The organism is Flavobacterium potami (assembly GCF_020026915.1).
Classification (GTDB): Bacteria; Bacteroidota; Bacteroidia; order Flavobacteriales; family Flavobacteriaceae; genus Flavobacterium; species Flavobacterium potami.
In genome coordinates this window covers 338,143-350,407 of the sequence record NZ_JAINUY010000004.1, presented here as the reverse complement: position 1 = coordinate 350,407, position 12,265 = coordinate 338,143, and the positions used below count along the sequence as shown (strand labels likewise).

The window sequence follows — 12,265 nt, the reverse complement described above, 5'->3', positions numbered from 1 at the left end:
TTATGATATTAAAAGACTTTTACAAAGTTATTTCACAAGAAAAAACGGACGATTCTAAATATAAAATTCGTATATTAGTTAATGCCAATCATGAGGTTTTTAATGGACATTTTCCAGGAAATCCAATTATGCCAGGCGTTTGCATGATTCAGATTATTAAAGAATTGACGGAGTCTATTACTCAGAGTTCCTTAATGATACAGACTTTGTCTAATGTAAAATTCATGGCACTTATTAATCCGGAAATCAACCCGGAGCTTGTTTTAGAACTGGACATTACAACCACAGAAGATGATTTGGTAAAGGTGAAAAACACCACATATTTTAACGAAACCACAGCTTTGAAATTAAGCAATGTGTATAAAAAATTATAATTATGAAATTACTAATATCACTTTTACTGTTTATCAATTTTGCCAGCACTCCAGACTTGGCTTCTATTCGTAAAATTTATCCTGATGTTGCAAAATCAGAAGCAAATGCTAAAGAGTTTGTAGCAAAACTTGCTGGTGTTTCTCACAATGATGATAAAATTATAGTGGCTTACAAAGCGGCATCCATTTTAGTAGATTCTAAATTTGAGAAAAAAATAGGTGAAAAAATTGAGCGTTTTAAAGAAGGAGCAAAACTTCTTGAAGCTACCATTAAAAGTGATCCAAGTAATATCGAAATGCGAATGATTCGTTTAAGCGTTCAGGAAGATGTTCCTGGTATTACGGGTTACAAAAAAAATATTAAAGAAGATAAAAAATTCATAGCGACTTATTATTCAGCGCAAGGTGCGGCTTTGAAAGAATATCTAAAAGACTTCGTTTTACAATCGAAAAGTTTCTCTGAAAAAGAGAGGCAATTCGTGAAGTAGGCTCAATAAAAAAACCTCATGAAATCACATCAGGAATTACTTAATTCGATTAACTTTTGCGTTATTGTACCCACTTACAATAACCCGAAAACACTGAAAAAAGTACTGGATTCTATTTTAGATTTCACCACCAATATTATCATTGTCAATGACGGTTCTACCGATTCGACTGCAGAAATTTTAAAACAATATACATCCCTTACCCAAATTCATCATCCTAAGAATTTGGGAAAAGGTCGTGCCTTGAGAAATGGTTTTAGAAAAGCTCTGGAACTGAATTTTGAATACGCCATTACAATAGATTCTGATGGACAGCATTTTGCTTCTGATATTCCTGTTTTCTTAGAAGCCATTGAAAACGAACCGAATTCCCTTTTAATTGGAAGTCGAAACATGACGCAGGAAAATGTTCCAAAAAAGAGCAGTTTTGGAAACAAATTTTCTAATTTTTGGTTCAAATTTGAAACTGGTATTAAACTCGACGACACACAATCTGGATTTAGATTATATCCTTTACGATTACTTCCAAAACGATTTTATACCAATAAATTTGAGTTTGAAATCGAAGTAATTGTGCGTGCCGCTTGGAAAGGAATTGTGGTAAAAAATATTCCGATTCAGGTTTTGTATGATCCAGCTGAAAGAGTTTCGCATTTCCGTCCTTTTCAAGATTTTACCCGAATTAGTATTTTGAATACTGTTTTGGTAACCAATACTTTGCTATATATCAAACCTAGAGATTTCTTTAGGAAAGCAAAAAAAAAAGGCTTTAAGAAATTCTTTTTAGAAGATATTTTAGAAAGCAACGATTCTAATTTCAAAAAATCGGCTGCCATTGCTTTAGGAATTTTTATTGGTCTTTCTCCTTTCTGGGGATTTCAAACTATTCTTCTGTTTACTTTGGCAGCGTTATTCAGGTTGAATAAAGTCATTGCTTTTTTAACTTCCAATGTAAGTTTTCCACCGTTTATTCCGTTGATAATATATGGTTCTTTAAAAATAGGAAGCTATTTTGTTTCTTCAGACGCGCCATTAATGCTGGACAGTTCCATGACTTTTGATGATATTCAAAAAAATGCGATGCAATATATCGTCGGAAGTCTTATTTTAGCATCCGCTTCAGCGATAATTGTTGGCTCAATAAGTTATTTGCTTTTGACCGCTTTTAGTTCTAAAGACAAAACGAAAATTTAAAAAAAGGTTGCCACAAATTTCACAAATTAGCACAAATTAATTCGTGAAAATTCGTGAAATTCGTGGCTGAAAAAACTTAACCGAAAATCATGCATCATTATTTCTACGCCATTCATTTATTTGTAAACCGAAGAAAATCTTTATCGGTTCTTTTGGCAGTTTTGATGCTTCTCCTTTTCGGATTTTTAGCTTCTCGATTAAAATTCGAAGAAGACATTACCAAACTTATTCCAACAAATGACAAAACCGATGTTACCGCCAAAGTTTTAAAACAATTAAATTTTGCCGATAAAACAACCGTTATTTTTAGTTTGGACAAAAACGGTTCTGCCGAAGATTTAAAAGAAATGGCAACTGCATTTTCAGACAGTGTTTCGAAATCTTGCAAACCTTATATCACTGGAATTCAAGGAAAAATCGACGAAGAAAACATTCAAGAAACTATTGATTTTGTCTACAATAATCTGCCGCTTTTTCTAACTGATAAAGATTACGAAAACATTCAGCAGAAAATTCAAAAAGACAGTATTGCAGCAACTGTTCAAGGAAATTACAAATCAATTATTTCTCCTTCTGGATTCGTAACCAAAGATTTTATTCTGCAAGATCCATTTGGGATTTCGTTCATTGCTTTAAAAAAATTACAACAATTAAACCTTGGCGACGATTTTACGCTCGACAATGGTTTTGTAATGACAAAGGACAAGAAGAAATTACTGCTTTTTATCACTTCTGATATTTCGTCAAGCGAAACAGAAAAGAATACCATTTTTGCCGGAAAACTAAAATCGATTCAGGAAAATTTAAATCAGCAGTTTAAAGGAAAAACTTCCATCAGTTACTTTGGTTCTGCTTTAATTGCCGTTGCCAATGCCAATCAGATTAAAAGCGACATTATTTTGACTACCTCAATCGCGATGTTTACCTTAATGCTGATTCTGATTTTGTTTTACCGCAAAGTTTTAATTCCGCTTATTATTTTTCTTCCAACTGTTTTCGGAGGTTTATTTGCTGTTGCCTTTTTGTATATCGTCAGAGAACAGATTTCGGCAATTTCACTAGGAATTGGTTCCATTTTATTGGGAATTACAATTGATTATTCCATCCATATTCTCACACATTACAAACACAATAGCGATGTAAAAACATTGTACAAAGACATTACAATGCCAGTCATTATGAGCAGTTCTACAACGGCTGTTGCGTTTTTATGTCTGCTTTTTGTAAAATCTGATGCTCTAAATGACTTAGGAATTTTTGCTGCTGTTATCGTTATGGCTTCAGCAATTTTCTCGCTTTTGATTGTTCCTCATTTATATAAACCAAAAGAAAATCCGGCAGAACATAAGAAAAATGTCATTGATAAAATGGCTCATTTTTCATTTCACAACAACAAATTCTTAATCGGATTTTGCGTAATCATTACCATTATTTGTTGTTTTACGTATAATGATGTTGGTTTTAACAACGATTTGTCGCAATTGAATTTTGTGCCAAAAGAAATAAAAGCTGCCGAAAAGCAATTGGAAGAAAGCACGAGTTTAACTTCAAAAACCATTTATGTTGCCTCTTATGGAAAAACAATGGAAGAAGCTTTGCAACACAATAGTCGCCTTTTCCAGGATTTAAACGAAGCAAAACAAAAACATAAAATTCTGAATTTTAGTTCTGTTGGCGGAATTGTGCTTTCGCAAAAAGAACAGCTTCAAAAAATTGAAAAATGGAATTCATTTTGGAATTCGCAGAAAAAACAATTCGTTCAATCCGAATTAATTGCCGAAGGTTCAAAACTCGGATTTAAACCCACAACTTATAATTTATTCTTTGATCATTTAAATTTTGATTTCAAACCGATTTCGGCCGACGATTATTTAAAAATTCAAGCCCTTCAGTTAAAAGAATTTATAACCGAAAAAAATGGTTTTTACACCATTTCTACATTAGTAAAAGTGGCTCCAGAACAACGAGATGCTTTTGTAAAAATGACTTCATCTGAAGAAAATGTAATTGCAATTGATCGTCAGCAGATGAACGAAACGTTTTTCAGCACTTTAAAAACCGATTTCAATTCCCTTGTCAATTATTCATTCGTTGCGGTTATTTTAATTCTGTTTTTCTTTTTCCGAAGAATCGAATTGGTTATTATCAGCTGTATTCCAATTGCTTTAACCGGAATTGTAACAGCAGGAATTATGGGCATTTTTGGCATTCAAATGAATATTTTCAGTATGATTGTCTGTACCTTGATTTTTGGCCACGGAGTCGATTTTAGTATTTTCATGACCAGCGCTTTACAGAAAGAATATACCAACGGAAAAAACGAAATTGCCATTTACAGAACTTCAATTATTCTAGCGGTAATTACCACGATTTTAGGAATCGGTGCGATGATTTTTGCAAAACATCCGGCCTTAACTTCTATTTCATCGGTTTCGTTAATCGGGGTTTTCGCGGCATTAATTATTACGTTTATTTTCTATCCGATTTTGTTCAAGGTGTTTTTGTCCAATCGTTCAAAAAAAGGAAATCCGCCTTTTCAATTACGCACTTTTATTCATGGTGTTATTTCATTTGCTTATTATGGTTTGGGCGGAATTGTAATGTCTGTTTTCAGTTTTACGTTAATGCCGATTATTCCGCTTAAAGCGAAAACCAAAATGAAAGCATTTCGATATGTGGTTTCAAAATTGATGAAATCGGTCTTGTATTCGAATCCTTTTATCCGAAAAAATATCGTCAATAATTATCAGGAAACTTTCGAAAAACCAGCCGTAATTATTGCCAATCATTCTTCTTTTATAGACATTTTAGCTATTGGAAGTTTAAGCCCAAAAATCATTTTTCTAGTAAGTGATTGGGTTTACAACTCTCCCATTTTTGGCGGAATTGTTCGCAAAGCCGGATTCTATCCCGTTTCAGAAGGCATTGAAGGTGGCGTGGAACATTTGCGTAAAAAAGTAAACGAAGGTTATTCCTTAATGGTTTTTCCGGAAGGAACCCGTTCAGAAAACAATGTCATCAAAAGATTTCACAAAGGCGCTTTCTTTTTGGCAGAAGAATTTAAATTAGATATTGTTCCAGTTGTTATTCACGGTGCTTCAGAGGCCATTCCTAAAGGCGATTTTGTCATTCATAAAAGTTCGCTTACACTTACTATTTTAGAAAGAATTTCGCCAGACAATCTCTCATTTGGACATAATTATGCTGAAAGAACCAAACAAATAAGTTCGTTCTTTAAAGCAGAATATCGCAAAATTCGTGAAAAGCTTGAAGGTCCAGATTATTTTAAATCTATGGTAATCAACAGTTACGATTATAAAGAAATTGAAGTTGGAAACAGCGTCAAGAAAGATTTAAAACAAAATCTCGAAATTTATTATAATTTAAATAAACACATTCAGCCAAAAGCAAAAATCCTGCATTTAGGAAATGATTACGGGCAATTGGATGTTTTATTGGCTTTGCAAGAACCACAGCGAAAAATAATTTCTTTTATTACTGATCAAGAAAAATTGCTGGTTGCCAAAACGAATTATTTCCTTAAAAAGAGAAAAATAATTTATCTGGACAATTTAGAATCAGCATTTGAAAATCAATATGATGTTCTTTTGATTTCTGATCAAAATGATTTCCAAAAGATTATTCCAAATGTTTCTTTTATAATTTTAGTAAATTGTTCTCGTTTGAAAAATCAGTTTGAAAATTTCGAGATTGTTTCTGAAGAAAATGCTTTACTTGTTTTAAAGAAAAAATAATGAAAAAAGAGTACGATGTAGTCATAATTGGCAGCGGTTTAGGCGGATTAGTTTCTGCCGTTATTCTGGCAAAAGAAGGTTACAGCGTTTGTGTACTCGAAAAAAACAATCAATATGGCGGAAATCTGCAGACATTTGTAAGAGATAAAACCATTTTTGATACTGGAATTCATTATATCGGAGGTTTAGGCGAAGGCCAAAATCTGCATCAATATTTCAATTATATTGGAATAATGGATCATTTAAATCTAAAAAAATTAGACGAAAATGGTTTCGATATTATTTCTTTTGATGATGATAAAATCGAATATCCACATGCGCAGGGATTTGAAAATTTTATTGAAAAACTGACTGAATATTTCCCTGAAGAAAAAGAAAATCTGGAAAGATATTGTCAAAAAATAAAAGAAGTCTGCAAAGCTTTTCCTCTCTATAATCTCGAATCGCAAGGCAGATATGACGATGAAGTTTTAACGCTTAACGCGAAAGAAACAATAGATGCCTTTACTCAAAACGAAAAATTACAAGCTGTTTTGGCGGGTTCGAATTTTCTTTATGCCGGAATTGCCGAAAAATCTCCATTTTACGTTCATGCGTTGATTGTCAATTCTTATATCGAAAGTTCTTGGCGTTGCATAAATGGTGGAAGTCAGATTACCAAACAACTTCTGAAACAACTTAAAAAATATGGTGGCGAATTCTTTAAACATAAGGAAGTTATCAAAATTGAAGTTGAAAATCATAAAGTGAATTCGGTTAAAATAAAAGATGGAACAGCTGTTTCGGGAACATTTTTTATTTCTAATATCGAACCCAAAACGACTTTAAAATTGGCAGGGCAGGAAAATTTCAGAAAACCCTTTTTCAGCAGAATTCAAAATCTCGAAAGCGTACTTTCTGCTTTCAGTTTGTATATCGTTTTTAAACCTAAAACTTTCAAATACATCAATCATAATTACTACCATTTTAAAAGTAGTAATGAAGTTTGGAGTTCGTATGATTATGACGAAAACTCTTGGCCAAAGACTTTTATGGCTTCTATGAGTCCATCAAAAGAAGAAGAAGAATGGGCAGACGGAATCACGTTTTTGACTTACATGAAATATGATGATGTTAAAAATTGGGAAAACACCTTCAATACCACTTTTGAAGAAAATGACCGAGGTGAAAGTTATGAGGAATTCAAAACGAGAAAAGCAGCTAGATTTTTAGAAGAAGTAGAAAAGAAATTCCCAGGAATAAAAGATTGCATAAAATCTATTCACACTTCTACTCCACTTTCTTATCGCGATTATATTGGCGGCGACGGCGGAAACATGTACGGATATGTTAAAGATTCAAATAATCCGATGAAAACGTTAATTCCTTCTAAAACTAAGTTAGAAAATCTTTATCTTACAGGCCAAAGTATTAACATGCACGGTGTCTTGGGTGTTACGGTTGGAGCGGTTGTAACCTGCTCAGAAATTGTAGGAAAAGAATATCTGCTGGAAAAAATTAAAAAAGCATCTGAATAATCTCATTATGAAAAACCGAATTCTATATTTCTTTTTTATCGGTTTTTTAATTTTGCTGACTTCCTGTGGTACTTCCAAATCCAAAAATCATAAACCAGATCTTACTGCTTTTAATAATACAAAACCGGTTGTTTCTAGAGTTTCTGACAGCATTTTTACCTCTGGAAAAAATTCATTTCTAAAAAATAAACAAGGCGTTTGGGAATTGTACGTTGAAGGCGATCCACTAGAAATCGGACTCACAACGGGCGCTTTGACCGATTCGCTTCTAAAAAAACAACAACGCATTTTTTTCTCGAAAATAACAGATATTGTTCCGTCAAAATTTCAACAGAAAATACTTCGTCAATTCTTAAAATGGTTCAATCGGAAACTATATTTAAATGTTCCAGAAGAATATCAAACTGAGATTTATGGGGTTTCTCAATATACTTCGAACGAATTTGACAATATCGCACCGCAATATCAACGGGGTTTGTATTTGCATGCCGCGCACGATATTGGACACGCGCTTCAGGATTTGGCTTTAGTGGGCTGTTCTTCTTTTGCAGCTTGGGACGAAAAATCAGAAGATGGAAATTTAATCTTGGCTCGAAACTTTGATTTTTATGTGAATGACGCTTTCGCGGAAAATAAAATAATTGCCTTTATAAAACCAAAAGAAGGAAATCCGTTTATGATGGTGACTTGGCCCGGAATGATTGGCGCGGTTTCCGGAATGAATCTTGAAGGTTTGACCGTTACGATAAATGCTTCAAAATCTAAAATTCCACTTGTAGCAAAAACTCCGATTTCGATTTTAACCCGCGAGATTTTACAGCATGCCAAAAATCTAGACGAGGCAATTGCGATTGCAAAAAACAGAAAAGTATTTGTTTCTGAATCAATTATGGTTGGAAGCGCTCATGATAACAAAGCGATTTTAATTGAAGTCTCGCCAAACAAAATGGATGTTTACGATGTTCTCAATACAGATCAATTAATTTGTTCGAATCATTTTCAGGGTGAGGCTTTTGCAGCCGATAAAAGAAATTTGGAACAAATTGCCAATAGTCATTCTGAATATCGCTATGAAAGAATGCAGGAATTGCTGTCTGAAAACCCAAAAGTAAATCCGGAAATTGCTTCTGAAATTCTTCGAAATAAAGAAGGTTTAAAAAACATTGAATTAGGTTTTGGTTCAGAAAAAGCTCTAAATCAATTAATGGCACATCACGGAATTATCTTTAAACCAAAAGAAAAATTAGTTTGGGTTTCGGCAAATCCGTATCAATTGGGCGAATTTATCTGTTATGATTTGAATGCTGTTTTTGGAGAAAGAAAAAATGACGTTCAATCTTTTCAAAAAGAAAATCTTAATATTGCCAAAGATCCATTTTTAGAAACTACTGCTTATCAGAATTATAAAAAATTTAAAATAGAAGATTCTAAAATAGACTCTCTTTTAGAAAAGAAAGAAACTGTTTCTTCTGAGTTTCTTCAGAATTATCAAGCATTAAACCCTAATTATTGGGTTGTATATTATAAGACAGGATTGTACTTTTACCAAAAAAAGGAATATGGGCAAGCAAAGCTTAATTTTGAAAAAGCTTTAACGCATGAAATTACGACAGTTCCTGAAAAAGAAGAAATTGAAAAATATTTAAAAAAAGTCAAAAGAAAATTAAAATGATTCCAGCAATAGAAAAAGATTCTTTAGAAGAAATTAAAATTTTTCAAGAAAAAAAATTAGTTGAACTTTTGGCTTACATCAGCGAGAATTCTCCTTTTTACAAAAGACTTTTTGCGGGACAAAATATTGACATTTCGAAAGTTAAAACGCTTGAAGATTTACAATTTTTGCCTGTTACCACGAAAGAAGATTTACAACAATATAATGATGATTTTTTGTGTGTTCCGCAACATCAAATTATCGATTACGCATCAACTTCAGGAACTTTAGGAGATCCTGTCACTTTTGGTTTAACCGATTCTGATTTGGATCGTTTGGCTTACAATGAAGCGATTTCGTTTGCCTGCGCCGGAATTGCAGAAGGCGATGTGGTACAATTAATGACCACAATTGACCGAAAATTTATGGCCGGTCTGGCTTATTTTCTTGGTCTTAGAAAATTGAAAGTCGGCGTAATTCGTGTTGGCGCGGGAATTCCCGAAATGCAATGGGATTCGATTTTAAAATACAATCCGAGTTACTTAATTACGGTTCCTTCTTTCCTTTTAAAATTAATTGAATACGCCGAAATTCACGGAATCGACTACAATAATTCGAGTATAAAAGGGGCAATTTGCATCGGAGAATCTTTAAGAGAACAAGATTTCTCAATGAATATTCTATCGAAAAAAATCACCGATAAATGGAATATTAAGTTGTTTTCTACTTATGCTTCAACAGAAATGAGCACCGCTTTTACAGAATGTGAACACGGAAAAGGCGGACATCATCATCCGGAATTAATCATTGTTGAAGTTCTGGACGAAAATAATATTCCTGTAAAAAACGGTGAAACCGGCGAACTTACTTTTACTACTTTAGGAATTGAAGCCATGCCATTATTGCGTTTTAAAACCGGAGATATTGTGCAACTTCATAATGAACCTTGTGCTTGTGGACGAAATACTTTGCGCGTTGGACCAGTTGTCGGTCGTAAAAAACAAATGATAAAATATAAAGGAACAACATTATATCCGCCAGCGATGAATGATGTTTTGAGCAGTTTTGACAATATCGAAAATCATTTGATTGAAATCTCAACAAACGATTTAGGTACAGATGAAATCCTGATCAAAATTGCTGCAAAAAATCAATCTCCAGAATTTCTTCAGGAAATTAAAGATCACTTTAGAGCTAAATTGAGAGTAACACCAAAGATTGAATTTGCTTCAAAGGAAGTTCTGAATCCTTTGGTATTTAATCCAATGAGTCGAAAACCAATTCGATTTTTTGATTATAGGGCTTAATATAGGGACAAAGTAACAAAGGGACAAAGTTGCAAAGGTTTCTTATCTAAACTATAAATGAGTTTTATTGTCATTTCGACCGAAGGGAGAAATCACACTCGTAAATCTGCAAAGATTGGATATACTTTGTGGAGTTTCTTGTGTGATTTCTCCCTTCGGTCAAAATGACAAATATTTGGTTGTAAATGATTTAGAGTTTAGTTTAGAAAAACTTTGTCCCTTTGTTACTTTGAGCCTTTGTCACTCGAATTGTGCCAATTCGATTAAAAAGTTGTAATTTTGCAAAAAATATTGAAGATGGTCAAGATTGGCAACATAGAATTACCCGAATTTCCTTTATTACTCGCACCGATGGAAGATGTTAGTGATCCGCCGTTTCGCAGATTATGCAAAACGCACGGAGCTGACATGATGTACTCTGAATTTATTTCATCGGAAGGATTGATTCGTGATGCTATTAAAAGTAGAATGAAGCTGGATATTTTTGATTACGAACGTCCTGTTGGAATCCAGATTTTTGGTGGTGATGAAGAAGCGATGGAAATGTCGTCTAAAATCGTTTCGACTGTAAAACCCGATTTAGTGGATATCAATTTTGGATGTCCGGTAAAAAAAGTAGTGTGCAGAGGTGCTGGTGCTGGAGTTTTAAAAGATGTGGATTTGATGGTGCGCTTGACACAAGCCGTTATCAAAGGAACTAATTTGCCAGTTACAGTAAAAACGCGTTTAGGCTGGGACGAAAACTCTATTAACATTGATGAAGTTGCAGAAAGACTTCAAGATATTGGTGTTCAAGCTTTGACAATTCACGCCAGAACTCGTGCTCAAATGTATAAAGGTCATTCTGATTGGTCGCATATTGCACGTGTAAAAAACAATCCAAGAATTACAATGCCAATTTTCGGAAATGGCGATATCGACAGTCCGGAAAAAGCATTACAATATAAAAACGAATACGGAATTGACGGAATCATGATTGGTCGTGCTGCAATTGGTTATCCGTGGATCTTTAATGAAATCAAGCACTATTTCAAAACGGGTGAGCACTTACCTGCTCCAACAGTTATTGATCGTGTTGAAGCTGCCAGAAATCATTTGCAATGGTCAATGGATTGGAAAGGCGAACGTTTGGGAATTGTAGAAATGCGCCGTCATTACACCAATTATTTCAAAGGAATTCATTCGTTTAAAGAATTCAAACAAAAATTAGTTACCACTGACGCGCCTGAAGATTTATTTGCCATCATGAAAGAAATCGAACAGGTTTACGCAGGATACGAATTTGTTTAAAATCATAAAAAAAGACCTTCAATATTGAAGGTCTTTTTCATTTTATATAAATCATTCTAATTTAATGATTCTAAGATTTTATCTGCAATTTCGTTTTGCCCTTTTTCACTTGTAATATAGTTTCTATCATTTTCATTTGATAAAAATCCTATTTCTAAAGTCATAACAGGACAATTTGAATTTTTTAAAATATAAAAAGGAGCTTCTGTTGTGTTTCTCTTTTGAAGATTTCCAGTTGCCGCCAATTTATCTGTTATAATTTCAGCAATCGCTTTTGATTTGTCTCTAAATGTTTCATTAGAAGGAATAAATGCTTGAACTCCATTGGCCTTCATATTTAAGTTTGAATTGACGTGTAGTGATATTGCTAAATCTGGCTTTATGTTATTTATGATAGCAACTCTTTCTTTTAATTCCATACTTGTATCACCTTCTCTAATCAAAATGATTTCAACATTTGCATTACTATTAAGTTGTTTGATTTTTTTCGCAAGCGATTCGGTAATTGATTTTTCTTCGAATCCATACAGGTCTTTCCCAAGATCATGTCCTCCATGACCAGCATCAATTACAATTATCTTTTTTTCTTCTAATGGTATAAAAGCAAAAAGCCCAAATAAAAATATTGCACTAATAATTCCTAAAATTTTTTTGTTGGTTTTCATACTAATTTTGTTTTGGTGTTAAGT

At 33.4% G+C, this 12,265-nt stretch carries 9 protein-coding genes; 8 read left to right on the top strand and 1 reads right to left on the bottom strand.

Annotated features, from left to right (window positions below; genetic code table 11):
- Nucleotides 1-2: 2 nt before the first annotated feature.
- From K6T82_RS13790 to dusB, 8 genes are all read left to right on the top strand, one after another.
- Nucleotides 3-374: an ApeI family dehydratase gene (locus tag K6T82_RS13790; protein WP_223706648.1), complete on the top strand. Its 372-nt coding sequence runs from the start codon at nucleotides 3-5 to the stop codon at nucleotides 372-374.
- Nucleotides 375-376: 2 nt separating this feature from the next.
- Nucleotides 377-862, top strand: a complete 486-nt coding sequence (locus K6T82_RS13785; protein ID WP_223706646.1) for a hypothetical protein — start codon at nucleotides 377-379, stop codon at nucleotides 860-862.
- 18 nt (nucleotides 863-880) lie between these two features.
- A complete protein-coding gene (locus K6T82_RS13780; protein WP_223706644.1) occupies nucleotides 881-2,056 on the top strand; it encodes a DUF2062 domain-containing protein in 1,176 nt (391 codons plus the stop codon).
- Nucleotides 2,057-2,145: 89 nt separating this feature from the next.
- Entirely contained in the window at nucleotides 2,146-5,811 is a 3,666-nt protein-coding gene (locus tag K6T82_RS13775) for a 1-acyl-sn-glycerol-3-phosphate acyltransferase (RefSeq protein ID WP_223706641.1), read from the top strand.
- Complete coding sequence (locus K6T82_RS13770; protein WP_223706637.1) at nucleotides 5,811-7,328, top strand: phytoene desaturase family protein; 1,518 nt, start codon at nucleotides 5,811-5,813, stop codon at nucleotides 7,326-7,328. Before K6T82_RS13775 ends, K6T82_RS13770 begins: the two co-directional genes overlap by 1 nt.
- A gap of 7 nt (nucleotides 7,329-7,335) precedes the next feature.
- Nucleotides 7,336-9,000: a C45 family autoproteolytic acyltransferase/hydrolase gene (locus K6T82_RS13765; RefSeq protein ID WP_223706635.1), complete on the top strand. Its 1,665-nt coding sequence runs from the start codon at nucleotides 7,336-7,338 to the stop codon at nucleotides 8,998-9,000.
- On the top strand, nucleotides 8,997-10,286 hold the full coding sequence (gene flxY, locus K6T82_RS13760) for a flexirubin biosynthesis putative acyl-CoA ligase FlxY (RefSeq protein WP_223706633.1): 1,290 nt from the start codon (nucleotides 8,997-8,999) through the stop codon (nucleotides 10,284-10,286). The genes K6T82_RS13765 and flxY overlap by 4 nt, the downstream gene beginning before the upstream one ends.
- 297 nt (nucleotides 10,287-10,583) lie before the next feature.
- The gene (gene dusB, locus K6T82_RS13755; protein ID WP_223706631.1) at nucleotides 10,584-11,576 is read left to right on the top strand and encodes a tRNA dihydrouridine synthase DusB; all 993 of its coding nucleotides are present in this window, start codon (nucleotides 10,584-10,586) and stop codon (nucleotides 11,574-11,576) included.
- 56 nt (nucleotides 11,577-11,632) lie between these two features.
- Here dusB and K6T82_RS13750 read toward each other — a convergent pair whose 3' ends face one another.
- Nucleotides 11,633-12,241: an N-acetylmuramoyl-L-alanine amidase family protein gene (locus tag K6T82_RS13750; protein ID WP_223706628.1), complete on the bottom strand. Its 609-nt coding sequence runs from the start codon at nucleotides 12,239-12,241 to the stop codon at nucleotides 11,633-11,635.
- Nucleotides 12,242-12,265: the final 24 nt, after the last annotated feature.

Excerpts from the sequence above, each read along its gene's own strand:
- K6T82_RS13775 (WP_223706641.1), top strand. The coding sequence starts at position 2,146 with ATGCATCATTATTTCTACGCCATTCATTTATTTGTAAACCGAAGAAAA.
- K6T82_RS13750 (WP_223706628.1), bottom strand. The coding sequence starts at position 12,241 with ATGAAAACCAACAAAAAAATTTTAGGAATTATTAGTGCAATATTTTTA.
- flxY (WP_223706633.1), top strand. The coding sequence starts at position 8,997 with ATGATTCCAGCAATAGAAAAAGATTCTTTAGAAGAAATTAAAATTTTT.
- K6T82_RS13785 (WP_223706646.1), top strand. The coding sequence starts at position 377 with ATGAAATTACTAATATCACTTTTACTGTTTATCAATTTTGCCAGCACT.
- dusB (WP_223706631.1), top strand. The coding sequence starts at position 10,584 with ATGGTCAAGATTGGCAACATAGAATTACCCGAATTTCCTTTATTACTC.
- K6T82_RS13770 (WP_223706637.1), top strand. The coding sequence starts at position 5,811 with ATGAAAAAAGAGTACGATGTAGTCATAATTGGCAGCGGTTTAGGCGGA.
- K6T82_RS13765 (WP_223706635.1), top strand. The coding sequence starts at position 7,336 with ATGAAAAACCGAATTCTATATTTCTTTTTTATCGGTTTTTTAATTTTG.
- K6T82_RS13780 (WP_223706644.1), top strand. The coding sequence starts at position 881 with ATGAAATCACATCAGGAATTACTTAATTCGATTAACTTTTGCGTTATT.
- K6T82_RS13790 (WP_223706648.1), top strand. The coding sequence starts at position 3 with ATGATATTAAAAGACTTTTACAAAGTTATTTCACAAGAAAAAACGGAC.